Genomic DNA, 19,333 nt, shown 5'->3' with positions numbered 1-19,333 from the left:
TTTTGTCAAGGAAGCTGCACTTACGCCTCCACCAAAGGTGCATAGCAGGATTTCATATCCTCGTGAGAGATGATTTTAGTTGATGTTTCCGCAGGTTCTAATCCCTTGCGGGCATTGAGCCAAGGTGTCTCCGATTGCGTCAATTCTGCAAGATGTTTAGCACTTAATTCTCCATAAGCATTCCAAACTTCTTCGAGAACCTCGATTTCATCTTCATCAAATTCTTCTTCAAAATTATCGGGAGCTGGAATATCGCTATATTTGTAAGCTTTGTACTCATCCCAAACATCGCGGACAATGGGGCCGGAAACCCAAGCTTCAATATCTTGATCAAATAGCGGCTGGCTTCTAAAGACTAAACTCCAAGCTTGTGCATAATACACGAGCTTTTGCAGTTTCAGCCCAGAAATGGTATCGCCTGCTTCTCGATCGACACGAGATAAAAAGTAACGAGCTACGTCAAGAGCACTTTTCATAGTTTTAGGATTTTAGTAATTTGACAAATTCACTTTTGATGCTAAGCTATTTGGTGGCTTTAGAAGTACGATCGCACTTTCGATCGCCCTTTTCCCCTCGCAACTAAATTTCTCTCTCCAAATCCCGCAATTTTTGAGCTAATTCTTTCTCGCTGCCGCTAAGCTAACTCCTCATGTCAACCAGGTTCATCCGGCTCTACCCTAGGTAAATATTACATCTTGCACCATTCTCAAGAACAGGCAAGATGCCTGTTCCACAAAGAGTAGATTTTCTTGTGGAACGGGCCGGAGAGCCCGTTCCTAAAAGGCTTATTGACAATGGTGCAACATCTCAGTAAATCATACATCGCCGGCAGGCTTTGCTTCGGAATGTCGATCGCCCCGATGCCAGCGACTCCCAATGCTGGATGGGAAACATCATCAAGACTCAGTGCTACTGGCGGTCATACCATTTTAGATTTTAGATTTTAGATTTTAGATTGCAAGGGCTTATTATGTAAAGGTCTGGAGCTTGCCTACCGTTGCATCCTTTTTTCAAACAGGCGGTCAAAATCTGGTATTTCTATTTTATCGCCCGAATTATCCCAACCAGCAATTAAAGTCCCCACCTGCGGTACGCTAGATCAGGTGAATATATTGGCTGATTTCAAGCTATCCTCCGATCGATCTTATGTCTCCAACCACATCTGCCCCTTCCCGAACCGTTCGCATCGGTTCCCGCAAAAGCCAACTCGCTCTCGTGCAAACCCACTGGGTGCAAGAACAGCTACAGAAACACTTCCCGCAACACACTTTTGAAGTCCACACCATGTCCACCCAAGGGGACATAATTCTTGATGTCGCCCTCGCTAAAATTGGCGATAAAGGACTTTTCACCAAAGAATTAGAAACGGGAATGATTAACAATGAAACGGACTTTGCCGTTCATTCCCTCAAAGATTTGCCTACCAATTTACCCGAAGGTTTAATTTTAGGATGCGTCACCGAACGGGAAAATCCCGCTGACGCCCTGGTAGTTCACTCCAAGCACAAAGACAAGCAACTCGACACCCTCCCAGAAGGTTCAGTAATCGGCACTTCTTCCCTGCGGCGGCTAGCTCAACTGCGGCACCATTTCCCTCATTTTGAATTTAAAGATATTCGCGGCAATCTCAATACTCGACTCGCTAAATTAGATGAGGGCGGTTACGACGCGATTATTTTAGCAGTTGCCGGCCTCGAAAGATTGGGAATGGGCGATCGCATCCACCAAATTATCCCTGCTGAAATCTCCCTTCACGCAGTCGGACAAGGTGCTTTGGGCATCGAATGCCGCGCCGGAGACACAGAAATCATGGCACTGATTAAAGCTCTTGAACACTCGGAAACCGCCCAAAGATGTTATGCTGAACGCGCATTTCTGCGGGAATTAGAAGGCGGCTGTCAAGTGCCAATTGGCGTCAATACTAAAATAGAAAACGGTCAATTAACCTTAACCGGAATGGTATCGAGTCTCGACGGCCAGCGATTCGTCAAAGATAGTGTTTCCGGGGCCGCCGAGACTGCTGAAATGATCGGAATTGACCTCGCTCACCGCTTGCGCCAACAGGGAGCTAGTGAAATTTTGGAAGAAATATTTGTCCAAGTTCAACGTGGTTCCTAAAACCGATCGGCATCTCTTTGTCAATGCTTTTAGACGCGATATATCGCCTTTTTTACAATAAAAATAACAGGCGTTTCGCTTTGGCAAAACAGGTAGAGTAGCAGTCTGATTGTAGATTTTTGATGGGATTTTAGGTAGGAGTCGCGCGATAGATTTCAAAAATATCTGACTAATTTAGGACGCTCCGCACGGGTGTTAAGCAACCCGGTTTCTGATGTAAGTCTCGCTGTATAGCCCAAGATTTATGGTAAAAACCGGTTTTTTTTCGTAAGTCCTCTAATTCTTAACATCCCCATCCACAATCTACAATCAAACATCGAAAATTAATCAGCAATTTATTTCAGGTAAAAGCCAAATATGAGCGCTAGAGAAACTCAATTAAAGCTGGAAGTGAAAAAGGTTCAGCAACTCTATAGCAAAATGCAAGCAGACAAACAAGCTTTGCAGAAGCAATTGAAAGAGTTCAAAACTCAAGCCGGAAGTTTTTCGGATGTAGTCGAGCAAGTCTTGCCGTCCTTAGTTTCAATTTACGTCATGGATTGGGATACAGAAGAAGAGATTTCTTCAGGAAGCGGGTTCTTTGTATCGCCGGACATAATTGTCACGAACTATCACGTTGTAGAAGATATTGCCGATGAAGATTACTTCTATGAAGAAGATGAAATCGAACAGGTTTTAGTCGAAACTCACGACGGAAAATTGAGATTGGCAGAGGTGGTGTTTACTGGTAATGCCGAAGAAGATTTAGCATTACTCTTAATTAGCGATTTTACCTTCGACCCGAACACAGGGGAACAAGTGGACTCTCCCCAAGAATATCCTCCCCTAGAGTTGTCTTTGGATGTGAAAGTGGGAGATAGAGTTATTGCTGTGGGCAATCCTTTGGGGCAGTTTGCTTCAACTGTAACTCAAGGTATTATTAGTGCAATTCGCGAACCAGAGGAATATGAAGAAGGCGACGATGAAGAAGATGTTGCTGAGGTGAAGGTGTTGCAAACTGATGCGGCGATTAATCCGGGAAATTCGGGCGGCCCGTTGATTAATATGGCTGGTCAAGTGGTTGGTGTGAATACCTGGGGATTGGAAGATGCCGACAGTATTAATTTGGCGATCGCCTCTGAAGCTTTGGATGATTTTCTAGCGGGATTTGAGGAGACTATTGAGGACAATTCTCAGAATTAGTCGGGAGTTGTCGGTAGATTTTATCCCACATTTAACCACCAATGTAGGGGCGGGTTCGCCTAGATATTTGACACCACAGACAAATGATAAAAACCCGCCCCCACCCCACCCAGAAATTAAAAATTAATTGTATTTAACGGTGGGGGAAATGGTCGATAGGGGTTATTGGTTGGGTGGGGGCGGGTTTATCAAGATTATCGGTGGGTGGCAAATATTTTGGTGAACCCGCCCCTACAGATTTTATTCAATATTTATCATAAAATCGATCGCTCTTTTGTTCGCCACAGAGCGCCGCCGATAAACGCGGATGGAAAAAGGGCGATCGCATTCTTGAGTAAAGTGCGATCGCTAGAGCAACTCAGATTTATACTTGTTTTTGGCAGGCGCGTTAATATTGTGCCACTCGCCATTTAAACTTAATCTAGACTAACAATCTCAAGGAACACAAAAAAATAATGCGTATTTTATTTGTATCCGCCGAAGCATCACCCCTCGCCAAAGTGGGCGGTATGGGCGATGTCGTCGGCGCTTTGCCGAAATTTCTGCGGCGCATGGGCCACGATGTCCGCATCTTCATGCCCTACTACGGTTTCGTCCCCGACAAAATGGACGTTCCCAAAAAACCTGTTTGGGATGGGTCTGCCATGTTCCAAAGCTTCTCGGTGTTTGAAACTGTTTTGCCGGGAACCGATGTACCTTTATACTTATTACAACATCCATCTTTCTTGCCGCGCCGCGTTTACGGCGGTGTAGATGAAGATTGGAGGTTCACTTTCTTTGCCAATGCTGCGGCTGAATTTGCCTGGAATCATTGGAAGCCCCAAATTATCCACTGTCACGACTGGCATACGGGGATGATACCTGTTTGGATGAGCCAAGACCCCGATATCAGCACGGTTTTTACTATTCACAATTTAGCTTATCAAGGGCCGTGGCGCTGGCGTTTGGAGCAGATGACTTGGTGTCCTTGGTATATGCAAGGTCACAATACAATGGCTGCCGCAGTACAGTTTGCCGATCGAGTAAATACAGTTTCACCGACTTACGCCGAGCAAATCAAAACCCCAGCTTATGGGGAAAGTTTGGAAGGTTTGCTGTCTTACCTTGGCGGTAAAGTATCGGGCATTTTGAACGGAATTGATACAGAATCTTACAACCCAGCAAGTGACAAGTACCTCCATCAACAATTTAGTGTTGATACTATTGAAAAGCGCCCCGCTAATAAAATTGCGCTGCAAGAAGAAGTCGGCTTGGAAGTAAATAAAAATGCCTTTTTGATCGGCATGGTGACGCGGCTGGTAGAACAGAAGGGATTGGATTTGATAATTCAAATGCTCGATCTGTTCATGGCCTATACCGACGCTCAATTTATTGTACTTGGAACGGGCGATCGCTACTACGAAACCCAACTCTGGCAAATGACAGCCCGCTATCCCGGTAGGATGTCCACCCAACTACTTTACAACGAGGCCCTCTCCCGGCGTGTTTACGCAGGCTGCGACAGCTTCCTGATGCCCAGCCGTTTCGAGCCCTGCGGCATCAGCCAAATGCTCGCCCTCCGCTACGGGTGCGTGCCAATGGTTCGTCGCACCGGCGGTTTAGTCGATACCGTTTCCCACAACAACCCGATCGACAATACCGGTACCGGTTACTGTTTCGATCGCTACGAACCCCTGGACTTGTTCACCTGCATGATCAGAACTTGGGAAGGTTTCCGCTACAAAGATAAGTGGAGAGAACTGCAACAGCGCGGCATGAGAGAAGATTTTAGCTGGGATATTTCGGCCCGGAAATACGTCAACTTGTACAGCGATATTTTGGGACTGCCCCCGGAAGAAACCGCACCGGCACCAGAGGCAGAATTGATCGTTGGTAAGGGTTAATTGGTAATCGGTAAGTTGACAGTTGACAGTTGACAGTTGACAGTTGACAGTTGACTGTTGACTGTTGGCTGTTAGCTGTTGTTTTTTGTTAGTTTTTTGTTCCAATGCCCTATGCCCTATGCCCTATGCCCAATTCCCGATTAATCAACAAATAAATCGAGAGGTAAATGACCGTAAGTGCCACTAACTCCACCTTCTGAGGAAGATTGACACGACACCAAAACGCCTCGGTAAGTTCCGGGATAGCCGTCCACATAATACGACCCCTTCAAAGTATTGAACTTAATATAAACCGAACCAGCAAAGGTCGAGACAGCGTTGGGATCTAAAACAGCTTGATATCCCAAAGCTTTTAAATAAGCTTCTAAAGCTAAAAACCCCTCATCCGTCGAAGAAGCGCACACTCCCAACATTTGATAATCCGACAAACTTGCTACCAGCAAAATCGCTTGACGGAGTGCCTGTTTTTCCAGCGGCGATGCTACAGATTGCATATCCAGACAAGTGAAATCTTTGAGAATTTGCTGTGCTTCTTCAACAGTTAGGGTAGTCGGGTTTTGAGTAGACATGAATTGCTCTGATATTTCCCAAAATTACGATCGACACTGGGGTACTCGTCAACGAATTTCTGCCCTTGCAACCCTCGATCGACGGCGGTAACACTTGCACAAGTCCTGATTATAGCCGATTGTGCGCTCTGGCCATCAATTCGGGCGATCGTCTTCGAGGGCTTTCCTTCGGATCGCAACGCTTTCGCCAACGCCCGTATCGCACAAAAAACCTAGTAGTTTTTACCAATGTTTTCAAGTTTAGATCAGTCCGCGTTTTTTCAGCTTTGCTAGCGCATCTTCAGCCGCATTTTTCTCAGCATCTTTTTTGCTTTTGCCTTTACCTTCTCCATAGAGTTTCTCTGCAACATAAACTTTAGCGAGAAATTCCGGCTTGTGGGGTGTGCCTCCTGCTTGGACTGTCACGTATTTGGGGGGAGTCGTGTCACCATTGGCTTGTACCCATTCTTGAAAGCGATTTTTCGAGTCTACAGTCGATCGAGTTTCCACAACATTTTCGGGAACAGAATCAAACATTTGTTGAACAAACTGGCGAACTTTGTCCATGTCTTGCGTGTCGAGATAGTAAGCGCCAATAAATGCTTCAAAAGTGCTACTGAGCAAATTTGGATTAGTAATCCCACCTTCGCGATAAGCTCCTTTTCCGAGCCGCATTTTTAAGTCTAAACCGATTTCAGTAGCAAATCTGGCTAATTGTTTTTCATCTACTAATGCAGAACGTCGGCGAGTCAGTTGGTCTTCTCCCATTTCTGGATGACGCTGATAGAGATATTCGCCGCTGAGAAAAGTCAGCAAAGCATCGCCGAGAAATTCTAAGCGTTCGTTGTCTTCTTCGTTGAAGGTGGGGTTTTCGTTGACGTATGAACGATGGGTGAGCGCTTGGCGCAGCAGTTTTTCATTGTGGAATTCGGGAAGGGTAATTTGGAGTTCTTGTGTTGGATTAGTTAATGGCATGGGAGTTTTGTAATGGTTATTTTTTTTTGAGTTGGGTGTTATTATGTGGCCATGAAAGAGCCGCAGATAGCCGTTGGTTTGGAGAATCTAGTTTATCAAATAAACTGGATTTTTGCTATCTGCGACCTGGTGAATGTCTAGGAAGTTTAGGCAGTCAGTTTGTAAGTCTTGATCGACTTCGGCAATTCATCGATCAAGTAAAATCGATCGGCAAGCTTTTTGAGATTGTGACTATCATTACCTTTGCGGGCAACAATTATCACCTTCTTCCCCTTTTCATGCAGATCGTGAATCAAAATTTCACCGTAGCCGTCTCCAGACACAATAATAAATGTGTGTGGGTATGAACTCATTGAAGCCTCGCTACAGCAGTTCATTGACAAATAAAAGTCTACAGCATTTTTGATGTTTAGGGATACATCAAAACGTTGAAATTTTAGATAGTCTAAAGTTTCTTGTGCAGTCTTATTTCTTTGTTTCCAATTGTCGTAAACTTTTTGATTGACTACATATCCTAGTCCACTAGCAAAGAGTAATAAATCTTTGGCTCGTTTGTAATCAGGGATGTTCTGATAATCCCAATAAATGGAAACTAAAGGCTGAGACTGGCTTTTTTGTTGGCCTGTGGTTCGATGATTGTCTGTCATTGGATCGTTCCTAAAAAAGGGTGAGCAGACAGCATCAATAAATTACCCATCTAGCACGAAGTATTGTTTTTGGGTTCGCTCAAAAATGAGCTCGCCCATTTAACAAATGGCTCTAGTAACAAACTATGAATTTAGTTTGTAGTTGTTTGGTTAGCGTCTCAGCGATACGATGTGTAAACTTCGGCTAGGGGTTCTAAAAACCCGTTGATATACACATTTAAACAAATGTTGTGCCAGCCGAAATAAACCCATCATCCTCGCTGAGACGACTTAACCAACACTCCTTGCTTTTGAATGAGGGTGTTTATCTCAGCTATACTACTTTGATGCTTGCACATTAATTCTAAAATGTCAATGGGTAATCTGATTTATTTTTTGAGCTTGATTTTATGAACGGGACTTATGCGATCCGACAAAAGAAACCGGGTTTTTTATCGAATCTGCGGGATGCAGCGAAGTATTTTCGCAAAAAAACCCGGTTTCTGGCTACTTGTGGGTAAGTCTCAATTGTCAGCTATAGTCTATTAGGGGAAATTTTACACCAAATGGGATGATACCATAATCCTAAAACAGTGTAATTTTTACCCTATGTTGCGAACTTGCAGAACGTCGCGACGCGACAAATGGTTTAGCTGGCTGAGTGAGTCAATGGAAGCTTGGGATTTTTGCCGTCGGTGGTTCCACGCCACACAAGAAGAAGAAAAAGCCAGAGGCTACAAAGCGCGTTGCAACCTGCTTCTGGTAAAGGTTTTAGGCGTTAATATTGATGCCGTCAAGCGGTGGGGGCCGGGTTTTGAAAAAATGCCAGACCACCACAAGCGTACCTTGTCATACGCTGACACGCTGCGAGAGATGATAGAGGTTGCTGGCAAAAATGAAGATTTTTTGGAGGAGGTACTAGAACGAATCAAAAACAAATCCAAACAGATAGGGGAATATTTACACTAAATTTGTGGTGTCAAGCGGGCTGGGTGTTGTATTTTTTGGATGTAGCACTCAACTAGCAAAAGCCTTTAATCACTGTGACACAGAGTTTTTTATCCAATTCCAGCAGCGACGCCATTCAACTTCCCGCGTCCCTGCTAACTCCCGACGCAGCAAATCCTGAGAAAGAACCCCTCAAACATCTGCTGATAGGTTCTCCCCAAGCTGTCAGGAGTACAATTTACCTACTCCACGCGCGCGGGTACGCTGAGGTTGGTGTCTGGAGTCCCCTGCTACCAACTGCTAAAAGTGGTGAGGTGATGAGTATTTTTGTGAAATACCTTCGCATCTAATAGATTCAGATTGCATGGTGCCCCGGAATTATGCTGTGTGCGAAACAATTAGGGTTTGCTCTTCCGGGGCACCCCAGGGGGAGTGTCACTAGATTTTTGCTATTTTATGTTAACTAAAAAATATTTTTCTGACATCCTTCGACCCACGCGCCCTGACCTCAGAAACCCGGTTTCTACGAGATTTTGCGACGAGTCACGAAAAATACAAGAAGAAACCGGGTTTCTCGCCTCCGATGCGATCGCCCCTCTCCCAGCAAGCCTCTCCTGCTGATCTGCGGCATTTAAACAGTAAATGTAAAAATATGTTGCAAACTTGGTACTGCTGTGTTAAGTTTAGTTACAGAAGGTTGAAATTAAACGAGGTTTCTGGTCATGGAAAACAAAGACGCAAAGTTGGGCTTCACTGAGTTCGCTGAAACCTGGAACGGCCGTTTGGCAATGTTAGGCTTCGTTATCGGCTTAGCTACCGAATTCCTCACCGGTCAAGGCATTCTCTCTCAAATCGGTTTGATGTAATCAGCTTAACTGCATACAATAGCTGAAATTCAGTCGGGCGATCGACCCCATCACAAGTACACTCATCCCCCCGCTAATAAGTCCCCTTCACTTCACACGGAAGGGGATGAGTGCATTTTTTATCAAAAAATCCCACAGAGGGCACAAACAAAAATCTTTTCAGTCTCAATATTTATCGCGAGACTAACTCCAGCAAACTAAGCAATTTCTACAGACTCAAAAATCCTCAATTTAGGAGTCAAAGTCGCAACCTTCACCAAACCGTCGCGTTTGTGATTCCCCACGCTGTTACGTGAAATCATCTCCGACAGATCCGGCATTTCCTGCCAGCACTGCGAGCAGAACCAATAAAGGCGATTGTGGCGAGCGTGGCGGAGCAATTTAGAGGAGCAACAAGGGCAACTATTCATGATATTTTAAACCTTTTTTGAAGATATGGAGCGATAACCCAATCATTAGAGAGATTCACGAATGCCTGCACATCTCAATTCCAGGCACAAAAATAAAAAATCTCTTTCACTCACAGCTTTGAGCGTCGCGCAAGTAGCACTTTTGGAGGCCCAAGAGTAACACCACAATCAAAAGCTGAACGCTCCAAGGTGCCCAAGAGAAACCCCAAATAAAACAACCCAGCCCTGCCCAAGCCACAAGAACAAAAATATCTTGAGAGGTTTGCCAGTAAACCCAGACTGCTGCCAGAGAAACTATTAGTAGCAAAATGTAAGCTGAGGGCATAATCGTCTTCTCCCAATGTGTCTGTCAACAGTCAGGAGCGATCCCTGACGTTCTGCTTAAACATAAAACTCAAACCTGAAGAACTTATGAAGATGAGTGAGTTGTTACAAAAAGTAAAATAATCCTGCCAGCTTATATTTTCCCGATAAATCAGTAGGAATACCGATCTCATGGCTGAGTCCGAATTCGGTTAAATGAACGCACTACCAATAGGGATTTAGGCATCCCTAATTGGTATCAATTTCACCCCAAGACCGACAGGGTTGAAACTGATACCGGACTGAGGTTTTTAGTCTTAAGCTGACAGGACGAAAGGCACGGCGCCTAAGCCCCTACATATATCCTGTCCGCTAGACCGGATTTTATCTAAGGAACCAGACCAAAGAAACCAAGTTTTTTTAACTCTCTTTGCCTGCCAAACTACTGCTTGAAAAGCTGCACAATTCAATGCGGGCGATCGATCTATTTTTGCTCCCAGCCCAAAGCCTCAGCGACCTGAGCCGCCAAAAACATCGGTTCAAAAGGCTTAGCAATCACGCTCACCACCCCCAAATCCGCGAACATCCGCCTGTCCCCAGCCAGAGCCTTAGCCGTTAATAAAATTACCGGAATGTGCTGCGTAGCCTTATTAGCTTGTAACTGTATAAAAGTAGTAGGCCCGTCTTGGTCGGGCATCATCACGTCCAATAGAATAGCATCAGGCTGTTCGGCAAGAGCCTTAGCAACACCCTCGCGGCCCGAACTCGCTGTCAGGACTTCCCAGCCCCCCACCAGTTCAAGACTGACTTGAGCTACTTCCCGAATATCTTCCGCATCGTCAATAACCAAGATGCGCTTGGCAGTCAAAATTAACATTTTTTTAGCAAGGAGAACTAATTACAGATTAGAGGCGAAATGTGAATATTTTATAAAGCAAATTATCTTACCCGATCGGAATTTACAGTAAATTTTCAACTAGACAGCAGGAGTCCCGCGCTCTACCGATCAAGGTGAGCGTCGGGAGGAATGCGCGTGAGTGAAGAGATCCACCCCTGACCAAAACCGACAATCTTTAGATGTTGTACGGGAAGGGGTGGTCGAAGAACGAACAGATTCCTGATCCTGCCCCTTGTTTTTACTATCTTCACGAGATACAATAATACCAAAGTTCGTGAAAATAATGTCCCAAGTAATCACCGCCAAGCTAAAACTAAAACTGACTGCCGAGCAAAAAGCTTTGGTGTCTCAGACTGCTTTAGCCTACCGAGATGCCTTGAATTACACTTCACAAGTTGCTTTTGATGCAGGCAAAACCAGCAATGGTGCTAAGTTACAGAAAGCGGTCTACAACGAATTGCGGGTTCGATTTGGGCTGGGAGCGCAAATGGCTTGCAATGTACCCAGACAAGTGTCTGGAACCTATAAGACTCTGTGGACTAAGGTAAAACAATCTAACGATGCGATTGCTAAAGGCTACACTAAGAGACGGTATAAAGGGCTAGACAAAGCCCCCAAATATATATCTCGAACTTGTACCCTAAATTATCAACGTGACTACTCTTTTAAAGCCGAGAGGCAAGTGAGTATCATCACTCTCCAAGGTCGAATAGTGGTCTCGTATGATGGTTACAATAAGCATTTAGATTTAATTGCTAATGGTGCAAGGATTGGAGCGGCTAAAATTGTCTATCAGCGTTCCTCCAAGATATACTATCTGATGGTAAGTATCGAAGTAGAAACGCCTAAGATTGACCCACTGAAAATAACTAGAGTCTCTGGTGTTGACGTGGGTATGCGCTACTTAGCGGTGGAAATAGACTTGCAAAATAAGGCTAAATTCTACTCAGGGAAGAATGCTAGACATAAAGCTAACCGCTACCATAAAGCACGGATGACTCTTCAGCGTAAAGACACTCGTTCAGCGAAGCGAAGACTAATCGCTTTGTCTGGGAAAGAAAGACGGTTTATCGCTGATGTAAACCACCAGATCAGTAAGGATATTGCCAAACCTAACACCCTAATTGGACTAGAAAACCTCACCGGAATACGGGACAGGACTAGGACGAAATCGGGCAAGAAGGCAAGCAAAAAGAGACGTAGAGCTAATCGAAATAAAGCTAAATGGTCTTATGCCGAATTGCACGGGTATATCGACTACAAAGCCAATCTAAATAATTCGTTAGCAACTAAAGTTCCGGCTCATTACACATCGAAAAGTTGTCCTAAATGTGGACATACTTCGGATGCTAATAGACAAAACAAAGGGCTATTATTCCGTTGCGAATGTTGTAGTCATGAGCTTCATGCAGATCTTGTTGGTGCGCGAAATATTGCAATGAGAGCGTTGCTAGTTCGGCAAGACTGGATGAGCACGGGGAGCTTGTCAGCATCCCCTGATGTATCGAGCGGTGAAACCAAAGCCCAAATCCTGCAAAGGTTTTCGGAATTGCGGTGGAGTTCAGATACAAGCCCACATCATAGCGGTATCCCGCTTGATGCTGGGTAGTTGACAACTGTATAGCAGATGTTGAAGAAAGAAGGAACAAGGAAGACCGAAGTTGCAATCGACCGCCAGGGTTTCCACTAAGAACATCCTAACCGTCTGGCGCGGTTGCTGTAAAATATCCCACCCACAAAAAGCCGCTTTTCGACCTCAAATCGCGCTTTTTGCCCGCAGTCCCCAAACTGCAGAAAAGGCTGAGATTGTTTGTCGATGACTCGATCGAACAATCTGCACAAAATCAGTAACGTTGGGTACACCTGGGTAGAAATTAACTTTCAGTTGCCAGCCCCTCCCTCAGAAGTGGCAGACTTAAGAAAAAAGTGCTGCCCTCCCCCACAACGCTCTCCACCCACATCCGCCCCCCGTGCTGCTGCACGATACTGCGACAAATAGCCAGCCCCAAACCAGTACCTCCCTTCTGGCGAGAATCAGAAGCATCAACTTGTTGAAAGCGTTCAAAGACCATCTCCAGCTTGTCTGACGGAATACCCCGCCCTTGGTCTTTCACAGCAATCACGATGTACCACGAGCTCGGGACTGGCAAGTGCGGAGGCGCGGCTGCAGGCTCAGGAGACAACAAAGACGGAGACGACACCGACTTGGGCGCTGCTTTTTCTGCCAAATCCGGATTGTGGGTCAACTCCCCGCTCAGCCAAACCGTAGCGCCGGAGGGAGAAAACTTAATAGCATTACTGAGTAAATTTGTCAAGGCTTGAATTAGCCGATCGGGAACAGCTTGCAATTGCGCCCCCACAGGCTTCACCGACAGAGTAACTCCCGCCTGCTGAGCCATTCCCTGCATCTCGTCAGCCGCCTGCAACATCAGGTCAGCCACATTGCAAGTTTGTTTGATCGCAGTGCTGTAACTCGACTCCATCCGCTCTAAATCTAGGATGTCGTTGACCAAGCGCACCAAACGGTCAGTGTTAGTGACAGCAATCTCCAGCATCCGCTTAGCTTTCTGGGGGTAAGCGTCCAGCAGGCCGCTGTTGAGGAGGCCGAGGGCGCCGTGAATCGAGGTCATGGGCGTCCGCAGTTCGTGGCTGACAACAGAGATGAATTCATCTTTCATGCGCTCGACGGCAAGCTGCTCCGTGATATCTTTAAAAGTCACCACAGCTCCAATAATTTCGCCTTGTTCTCGCATCGGAGCGACAACGTACTCAACCGGAAAACTGCTGCCGTCTCGCCGCCAAAAAATCTCATCGGTGACGCGCCGCGCCTCTCCGTCTTCCAAGGTGGCTAAAATTTGAGAACTTACCCGCTTCGGCAGCAGTTTGCCCGCCTGCGGTGCGGCGCAGTGTGGGACAAGTTCAGAGCCTGAATTGATGTCTGTTGCAGGTGACAGTTGCTTGATCGCCCTTGAGCATTCTTGCTGTGCACGGTGTAAGCTTTCATAGAGCGGTCGATCGATCAATTGCTTCGATTCGCACCCAGCCATTCTCACCGCCGCAGGATTGACAAAAGTTACTTTTCCCTGTTTGTTCAACCCGCAAATTCCTTCTCCTGCGGAGAACAAAATCATTTCTGTTTGGTGGCGGAGTTGTTCAAAGGCTTTTTCGACTCGCTTGCTGTCGCTGATGTCGCGAGAGATTGTCGAAACGCCCGTTACCGCTCCAGTCGCGTCTTTAATCGGAGAAATCGTCAGGGACACATCTATCTGTTGGCCATCTTTCCGCAAGTGCACGGTTTCGTAATGGTCGATGGTGGCTCCAGCCCTAATATTTTCCAATATTTGAGGCATTTCCTTGGGGCGTTCGGGTATGGCTAAAATCTCGATCGACTGCCCCTTGATTTCCGCCGCACAGTAGCCGTAAATCTTCTCTGCTCCTGCGTTCCAGCTCTGAATTGTCCCCGTGAGGGTTTTGCCGACGATGCCGTCGTCGGAAGACTCGACAATCGAGGCCAAGCGCACGAGTTCGTCTCTAGTTTGCTTGTATTCCGTGATGTCCCGGCCCAAAATCACGATACTTTTGCGTCTGCCGTCGGGGTGAAATACGGGTACTTTAATCACGTCGTAGATTTTCACAGTACCGTCCGATCGGGGAATCATTTCTTCACCCCTAGAAAGCTTACCTTTTGCCCACGCTTCTCGATCGCTGACCTCGCACGCCTGTAGCGCCTCGCGGTAAAAAATGCTGAGTTCTCCTAGCTGAAAATCTTTAAGGCCGCGGTAGTCTATTTTTTCTAGCTCGAACACTTCCAATATCGCTTGATTTGCCTCCTGCCACCTGCCCTCGCCATCTTTGAAGCAGACAATATCTGGCATGGCATTCATCAGCGAGTCGAGATAGGAGTTTTCTCGCGCTGCAGCTTCTACCTCGGCCCGCTTGGCGATTTCCCGTTGCAGGTTTTCGTTTGCCGTTTGCAGCGAGTCCTTTAACAAACTTTCTGTAAAAGTCTGTTCTTTAATTATTTCCTGAAGTCTGTGGAGTTCTAGCGACTGCCGCCTGCGCGCCAACAAATTCTCTACCCGCAAGTGCAGTTGGGCGGGTTCGGCGGGAGTTACTATCCAATCGTCTATTCTGCCTTCGAGTTGTTTTGCCTGCTGCGACAAGGGCTGCTCAGAAAGAGCAGGCGTTTGGGATTGACTAACAAGCAAGAACGGTAAAAATATCGGCTCGGCGGCAGTTTTTAATGATTCTACCAGCGGCCCGATGCGATCGAAATTTGCCTCGTCGAGAATGCACAAGTCAAAAGCGATTGGGGGAATGGGAAATTCGGAGTTGGGATTTAAAGCGCGATCGAGTACGATCACCTCATGCTCGGTGTTGAGGTGGGCGATCGGCAAATTAAGTTGTTGGTGGCGATCGACCAATAGTAAAATGCGGCTCATTAGTTTTTTTATTTCCCCATGACTAATGATATGATCTCCGGTAAATTAACCATTGTATGTTTGGTATTCAGGAATTTAGTCCTCTTTTTTATGAAGGATGAAGCCCTCACGACGAACAAATTTTCTAGCCCTCGATCGACCGGACGCGAGCGAAATTATCAAGGCATTAGGTAGCCAGAGTAGAAGCCCCAATTTAATAAAATTGGATAATTATTTAATTTTTTGTTGGTTCAAAAAATGACTGTTGACTAATGACTAATGACTAATTCAGGGGGCGGGTTTATATGTATTTGGGTTAACCGTTCTATGAAAGCTGGTAAAACCCGCCCCTACAGCCCAATGACTAATGACTAATGACTAAGGACTGTTGACTAATTCAGAGGGCGGGTTTATATGTATTTGGGTTAACCGTTCTATGAAAGCTGGTAAAACCCGCAACCCGCCCCTACAGCCTAATGACTAATGACTAATGACTAATGACTTTTTACGGCATTCCGATCGGAATAAAAGCATCTTCCGGCATACAGGTAGAGTAACGCTGCCCTTCCGATAAAACTGCAATCAGCCTCATCTGCCAGTCGGGCATAATCTGCAAATCCGCCCAGGGCACTGCTACCTCCAAACATTTATCCAATCCCACTTGGGCCCGGCTGAGGCGGGGCTGCCACTCATCGCCCTCTCCTGCTTCGTGAAACGCAATCGATTTCGTCAGCAAATTAATCTCTAACTGATGGTGGAATCGGTAGTTTAGCGGTGCTTCGTCGGGCAAACCCGACAGCGGAATCAGACTGTTTTTCATCGTGCGATCGGGATAAAACCAGAACAAATTTAACTCTGGAGGGCAATCAATTCCCGGCCGCACCCCTACCTTGAAGTCGGCGCGAATGTAAAAATTCAAGTGGTCAACCCCGTACCAAAGCCGCTGAATTGCCGAACTCCGGTGCATCGTACCCCTTGCTCCCCCAACTTCAATGCGACCGGCTTTGTCCCAATCCTGTTCGTTGCCGATACCGTCAATCACCGGGTGAATAAAGCTCAGCGGCTGGTGGTCGCCTTGAACCTCGTGTACCTCTACTTGCCGTCGCACTTCCGGGGGTACGGGCTCGCCAAGAGCGTCGTAAATCGCCGCTACGTGTTCGCGAAATAGCTGGTCGAACATGGCATCTTGGTTCGACGTGTGGCCTTCGCCAAACCACCAGAACCAGTCGGAACCTTCGGCCGCATAAAGCGCTTCCCAAGCTTCTGGGTTGCTTTCTTCTGTGGCTTCTGGATGGTTTGCCAGCATTTGTCTAGCGGGCCCTAACAAGTCCCAAGCGCGATTTTTCGCAGGATCGCCGATCCAAGTTGTGAGGGAACCGTCCACCCAGGAACCAGTGTGCAGTTGGGCTGCGGGAATTGTTTCGGTTGCTGGGAATTGGTCGAGAAATTCTGAGACTGTGACTAATTTGATATCTGGATTATCGCTGAGAGTTTGATAGAGGGATTCTAAGAACGGTTTGCCGTCTTGGGGATAGAATTCCCAGCAATTTTCGCCGTCTAGGGCGATCGTAACTAACCAGGGATTTTCTAAAGCTGTTTGGCCCTCGGACTGTCGGTTTTTGAGAGTTCTGCCGATCGCTTCTAAGTGTCCCACTAAATCTGATGCTGCTTTTTCCGGTTCCATCGAACCGTAGGTAAACCCGATCAAGTCGGACAATCTGTGGTCTCTAAATACTATGGCTAAATCGCCGTCAGGAGTTTCTAAACGGTAAGGGCGATATAACAATTCTGGTTCGTAGACATTCCCTGTCGCGTCGCGGTTGAAAAAGTGTTTAATTGTCCACCCCAATACTGCTTCGTCCGAGACTATCCATTTAAAGCCTTGTTTGGCAATGTAGGGCAAAATTTCCGGGCTGACTGCTTGTTCCGACGGCCACAAACCGCGCGGTTGGCAATCAAACCGGTCTTGATACATTTCCCAGGATTTTCTCAGGTGTCGGGGAATATCTTCTTCCCACTGAAACCGGTGTTGTGGCAGCGTCATGTTTGGAATAGCTATGCGGCCGCCATTAGTGTCGGCAAGCAGCGGTAAAATCGGGTGCGTGTAGGGGGTTGTGGAGACTTCCAACTGTCCCTCAGCTTGCATTTTACGGTGCTGGGGAATGATGCGAGCGAGGATTTCTTTTTGTTTTGAGTAGATGTTTTTTCTGTCTACCAAACTAAAATTTTGTCCTTGTTTCAGCCACCCTGCAATATCGGCGTCGTCCCAAAACAGCGGGTCAATCCAAGCTAAATTGTGCCAAGCCAGCAAGTCGCTAAAATCCTGCAATTTCCAGTTTTCCAAACACCACTGAATGCCTTTTTCCTGCCGCTGAGTGTAGAGTTGAGCGTAGCGGGGGTGTGGCTGAATCAGGGTGTGGTAATTGGCGTCAAAGAAGTGTTCTAAAATGAACTCTTGTTCTTCGATATTTAAAGTTTCTGCTGGCTTCAGAGTTACCGCCAAGTAAGGGTCTAATGCTCGGTCTGCTATGCAGTCTTCTATCTGCAAAATCAAGGAGGGAACCAGGTTTACGGTTTGATGCAGTTTAGGATATTTTGCCAGGAGGAGCACTAAATCCAAGTAGTCTTTGACTCCGTGCAAGCGCACCCAAGGCAGTCGATAGTGACCTTGGAGGTCAAAGTTTCTGGACTGCAATACGGGCGAGTTTGATCTGGAACTGGTGTCTGATCCGACCGTAGATGCCCTCGATTTATACAAAGGCTGGTGCTGGTGCCAAATAAAGGCGACGTAGAGAGGGTGTGACATTGGTAATGAGTAATTATTAATCAGGTAGTTAGCCGTTGTGCAACTTTCAGATAAATTCCACTGTGTTCCCTAACATAAAGTTTATGATGTCTTTGTTAAATAGACTGTAACACTGTAACTATGTTATCTAAGATCCACAGATTTAGGGTACGGCGAGTTGCAGACCAGCATTGTGCTGATCGTTGCACACATCAGCTAATTAGCAGCACTGTTGAGGTCTAAAATCGAGAAGTCTCACCATCAATGGCTCAACAATAGATAGGCCTGCGTTTTTTGTGTCAGCAGGTGAGCTGCTAAAAGCAACTGATACCAAAACCTCGCTCAAAAGTCTGCTCTTTCGGTTTCCCTTACGCCAAATTTATTATGTCATCAGTTAAACAGCTTGCTGTCCGGGGGGCAGTGTGGACGATTGCTAGCTATGGGATCAGTCAGGTGCTGCGGTTAGGCAGTAACCTGATCCTGACTCGCCTGCTAGTACCGGAAATGTTTGGTCTTATGAGTCTCGTCTACGTATTCATCACGGCTGTGCACCTGTTCTCAGACCTTGGTATCGGTACTAGCGTCATCCAGAACAAGCGCGCGGAAGAGCCAGATTTTCTCGAACACTGCCTGGACTTTGCAGGTCTGTCGCGGCGTGATTCTTTGGTTCTGTACGCTTTTGCTGGCCTGGCCAATTGCCCAGTTATACCAACAGCCTCAGTTCCCCTGGTTAATCCCTGTGGTGGGTTTGGGGACGGTGATCTCCGGGTTCAATTCAACTTCGGTGTTCACGCTCAACCGGAATATGGCTTTTCGTCAGCTAGCAATTTTTGAGTTGTCGGGACAGTCGATCGGGATTGTGGTAATGATTGTTTGGGCGTGGTTCAGTCCGACCATCTGGGCCATATTGATGGGATCCTTTGCGTCACAAATTCTGCAATTGGTCTGGAGCCACTATTGGAATTCTGGTTCGCCTAACCGCTTGATATGGAATCAAGAGGTAGTTCACAGAAATTCTTTCTTTTGGAAAGTTGATATTTGTTTCAACGGCTTTAACATTTTTTGCAGAGCAAGCCGATCGGCTGATTCTGGGAAAATTACTGACATTGGATGTGTTGGGCGTTTACGGCGTTGCTCTTACGCTTGCTGACATACCGCGCTCTATCACTTTAGCCCTCAGTGGCAAGGTGATGTTTCCGGCTATTTCCAAGTTGGTTGACCAGCCTCGCGACATACTTCGCGCTAAGATCCTCAAAAATCGCCAACCGATCCTGATCGCATGCGCGGTTGGCTTAAGTAGTCAAACAAAATTAATTACACAAACAACTAATATGATATAATAAAAAATATCAAGTTGTGTTCAAAGAGGT

At 46.4% G+C, this 19,333-nt stretch carries 18 protein-coding genes and 1 pseudogene; 10 read left to right on the top strand and 9 right to left on the bottom strand.

Annotated elements, in window-relative coordinates; all coding sequences use genetic code 11:
• Positions 1–20: 20 nt before the first annotated feature.
• A complete protein-coding gene (locus tag QUB12_RS29680) occupies positions 21–476 on the bottom strand; it encodes a type II toxin-antitoxin system antitoxin SocA domain-containing protein (RefSeq protein ID WP_333309671.1) in 456 nt (151 codons plus the stop codon).
• Positions 477–1,146: 670 nt separating this feature from the next.
• On the opposite strand from QUB12_RS29680, the gene hemC reads away from it, so the two are divergent.
• Both hemC and QUB12_RS29670 read left to right on the top strand, forming a co-directional pair.
• Complete coding sequence (hemC, locus tag QUB12_RS29675) at positions 1,147–2,118, top strand: hydroxymethylbilane synthase (RefSeq protein WP_333309669.1); 972 nt, start codon at positions 1,147–1,149, stop codon at positions 2,116–2,118.
• A 357-nt stretch (positions 2,119–2,475) separates the two neighbouring features.
• Positions 2,476–3,300 carry a S1C family serine protease gene (locus QUB12_RS29670; protein WP_333309666.1) on the top strand — a complete coding sequence of 275 codons (825 nt, stop codon included), beginning with the start codon at positions 2,476–2,478 and terminating at the stop codon, positions 3,298–3,300.
• Positions 3,301–3,554: 254 nt separating this feature from the next.
• On the opposite strand, the gene QUB12_RS29665 is transcribed toward QUB12_RS29670, so the two are convergent.
• Complete coding sequence (locus QUB12_RS29665) at positions 3,555–3,710, bottom strand: hypothetical protein (protein WP_333309664.1); 156 nt, start codon at positions 3,708–3,710, stop codon at positions 3,555–3,557.
• A 45-nt stretch (positions 3,711–3,755) separates the two neighbouring features.
• Between QUB12_RS29665 and glgA the strand changes: the two genes are divergently transcribed.
• Entirely contained in the window at positions 3,756–5,183 is a 1,428-nt protein-coding gene (glgA, locus tag QUB12_RS29660) for a glycogen synthase GlgA (RefSeq protein ID WP_333309662.1), read from the top strand.
• Positions 5,184–5,323: 140 nt separating this feature from the next.
• On the opposite strand, the gene QUB12_RS29655 is transcribed toward glgA, so the two are convergent.
• From QUB12_RS29655 to QUB12_RS29645, 3 genes are all read right to left on the bottom strand, one after another.
• Positions 5,324–5,752, bottom strand: coding sequence for a DUF1824 family protein (locus tag QUB12_RS29655; RefSeq protein WP_333309659.1), 429 nt, complete (start codon positions 5,750–5,752; stop codon positions 5,324–5,326).
• A 240-nt stretch (positions 5,753–5,992) separates the two neighbouring features.
• Positions 5,993–6,706: a ribonuclease III gene (rnc, locus tag QUB12_RS29650; RefSeq protein WP_333309656.1), complete on the bottom strand. Its 714-nt coding sequence runs from the start codon at positions 6,704–6,706 to the stop codon at positions 5,993–5,995.
• A 146-nt stretch (positions 6,707–6,852) separates the two neighbouring features.
• On the bottom strand, positions 6,853–7,353 hold the full coding sequence (locus QUB12_RS29645) for an NYN domain-containing protein (protein WP_333309655.1): 501 nt from the start codon (positions 7,351–7,353) through the stop codon (positions 6,853–6,855).
• A 588-nt stretch (positions 7,354–7,941) separates the two neighbouring features.
• Here QUB12_RS29645 and QUB12_RS29640 point away from each other — a divergent pair.
• The 3 genes from QUB12_RS29640 to QUB12_RS29630 all read left to right on the top strand — a co-directional run bounded on the left by QUB12_RS29640 (position 7,942) and on the right by QUB12_RS29630 (position 9,146).
• On the top strand, positions 7,942–8,301 hold the full coding sequence (locus QUB12_RS29640; RefSeq protein WP_333142459.1) for a hypothetical protein: 360 nt from the start codon (positions 7,942–7,944) through the stop codon (positions 8,299–8,301).
• A gap of 74 nt (positions 8,302–8,375) precedes the next feature.
• On the top strand, positions 8,376–8,630 hold the full coding sequence (locus QUB12_RS29635; protein ID WP_015176458.1) for a hypothetical protein: 255 nt from the start codon (positions 8,376–8,378) through the stop codon (positions 8,628–8,630).
• A 372-nt stretch (positions 8,631–9,002) separates the two neighbouring features.
• The gene (locus tag QUB12_RS29630; protein ID WP_006632525.1) at positions 9,003–9,146 is read left to right on the top strand and encodes a chlorophyll a/b-binding protein; all 144 of its coding nucleotides are present in this window, start codon (positions 9,003–9,005) and stop codon (positions 9,144–9,146) included.
• A 516-nt stretch (positions 9,147–9,662) separates the two neighbouring features.
• Here QUB12_RS29630 and QUB12_RS29625 read toward each other — a convergent pair.
• Positions 9,663–9,881 (bottom strand): hypothetical protein, encoded by a 219-nt coding sequence (locus QUB12_RS29625; RefSeq protein WP_190655558.1) that lies wholly within the window; start codon positions 9,879–9,881, stop codon positions 9,663–9,665.
• A 462-nt stretch (positions 9,882–10,343) separates the two neighbouring features.
• Complete coding sequence (locus tag QUB12_RS29620) at positions 10,344–10,736, bottom strand: response regulator (RefSeq protein WP_333142461.1); 393 nt, start codon at positions 10,734–10,736, stop codon at positions 10,344–10,346.
• 304 nt (positions 10,737–11,040) lie between these two features.
• Between QUB12_RS29620 and QUB12_RS29615 the strand changes: the two genes are divergently transcribed.
• Positions 11,041–12,366: a transposase gene (locus tag QUB12_RS29615; RefSeq protein ID WP_333142462.1), complete on the top strand. Its 1,326-nt coding sequence runs from the start codon at positions 11,041–11,043 to the stop codon at positions 12,364–12,366.
• A gap of 265 nt (positions 12,367–12,631) precedes the next feature.
• Here the strand turns inward: QUB12_RS29615 and QUB12_RS29610 are convergent, their stop codons facing one another.
• The gene (locus QUB12_RS29610) at positions 12,632–15,199 is read right to left on the bottom strand and encodes a PAS domain S-box protein (RefSeq protein ID WP_333309652.1); all 2,568 of its coding nucleotides are present in this window, start codon (positions 15,197–15,199) and stop codon (positions 12,632–12,634) included.
• Positions 15,200–15,683: 484 nt separating this feature from the next.
• A complete protein-coding gene (locus QUB12_RS29605) occupies positions 15,684–17,984 on the bottom strand; it encodes a glycoside hydrolase (RefSeq protein ID WP_333142464.1) in 2,301 nt (766 codons plus the stop codon).
• A 363-nt stretch (positions 17,985–18,347) separates the two neighbouring features.
• Here QUB12_RS29605 and QUB12_RS29600 point away from each other — a divergent pair.
• The 3 genes and pseudogenes from QUB12_RS29600 to QUB12_RS29590 form a co-directional block, all read left to right on the top strand.
• Positions 18,348–18,518 (top strand): annotated as a pseudogene (locus QUB12_RS29600) (oligosaccharide flippase family protein); the annotation flags it as partial.
• Between the two features lie 100 nt (positions 18,519–18,618).
• Positions 18,619–19,113, top strand: coding sequence for an oligosaccharide flippase family protein (locus tag QUB12_RS29595; RefSeq protein ID WP_333142465.1), 495 nt, complete (start codon positions 18,619–18,621; stop codon positions 19,111–19,113).
• Positions 18,995–19,303, top strand: a complete 309-nt coding sequence (locus QUB12_RS29590) for an oligosaccharide flippase family protein (protein WP_333142466.1) — start codon at positions 18,995–18,997, stop codon at positions 19,301–19,303. The genes QUB12_RS29595 and QUB12_RS29590 overlap by 119 nt, the downstream gene beginning before the upstream one ends.
• The last annotated feature ends 30 nt before the right edge of the window (positions 19,304–19,333 follow it).

Origin of the sequence: Microcoleus sp. B7-D4, from assembly GCF_036705125.1 — a bacterium.
GTDB lineage: Bacteria > Cyanobacteriota > Cyanobacteriia > Cyanobacteriales > Microcoleaceae > Microcoleus.
The sequence above is the reverse complement of the archived record's forward strand: the minus strand, read 5'-3'. Positions and strand labels throughout refer to the sequence as shown.

Excerpts from the sequence above, each read along its gene's own strand:
- QUB12_RS29680 (WP_333309671.1), bottom strand. The coding sequence starts at position 476 with ATGAAAAGTGCTCTTGACGTAGCTCGTTACTTTTTATCTCGTGTCGAT.
- hemC (WP_333309669.1), top strand. The coding sequence starts at position 1,147 with ATGTCTCCAACCACATCTGCCCCTTCCCGAACCGTTCGCATCGGTTCC.
- QUB12_RS29670 (WP_333309666.1), top strand. The coding sequence starts at position 2,476 with ATGAGCGCTAGAGAAACTCAATTAAAGCTGGAAGTGAAAAAGGTTCAG.
- QUB12_RS29665 (WP_333309664.1), bottom strand. The coding sequence starts at position 3,710 with ATGGCGAGTGGCACAATATTAACGCGCCTGCCAAAAACAAGTATAAAT.
- glgA (WP_333309662.1), top strand. The coding sequence starts at position 3,756 with ATGCGTATTTTATTTGTATCCGCCGAAGCATCACCCCTCGCCAAAGTG.
- QUB12_RS29655 (WP_333309659.1), bottom strand. The coding sequence starts at position 5,752 with ATGTCTACTCAAAACCCGACTACCCTAACTGTTGAAGAAGCACAGCAA.
- rnc (WP_333309656.1), bottom strand. The coding sequence starts at position 6,706 with ATGCCATTAACTAATCCAACACAAGAACTCCAAATTACCCTTCCCGAA.
- QUB12_RS29645 (WP_333309655.1), bottom strand. The coding sequence starts at position 7,353 with ATGACAGACAATCATCGAACCACAGGCCAACAAAAAAGCCAGTCTCAG.
- QUB12_RS29640 (WP_333142459.1), top strand. The coding sequence starts at position 7,942 with ATGTTGCGAACTTGCAGAACGTCGCGACGCGACAAATGGTTTAGCTGG.
- QUB12_RS29630 (WP_006632525.1), top strand. The coding sequence starts at position 9,003 with ATGGAAAACAAAGACGCAAAGTTGGGCTTCACTGAGTTCGCTGAAACC.
- QUB12_RS29625 (WP_190655558.1), bottom strand. The coding sequence starts at position 9,881 with ATGCCCTCAGCTTACATTTTGCTACTAATAGTTTCTCTGGCAGCAGTC.
- QUB12_RS29620 (WP_333142461.1), bottom strand. The coding sequence starts at position 10,736 with ATGTTAATTTTGACTGCCAAGCGCATCTTGGTTATTGACGATGCGGAA.
- QUB12_RS29615 (WP_333142462.1), top strand. The coding sequence starts at position 11,041 with ATGTCCCAAGTAATCACCGCCAAGCTAAAACTAAAACTGACTGCCGAG.
- QUB12_RS29610 (WP_333309652.1), bottom strand. The coding sequence starts at position 15,199 with ATGAGCCGCATTTTACTATTGGTCGATCGCCACCAACAACTTAATTTG.
- QUB12_RS29605 (WP_333142464.1), bottom strand. The coding sequence starts at position 17,984 with ATGTCACACCCTCTCTACGTCGCCTTTATTTGGCACCAGCACCAGCCT.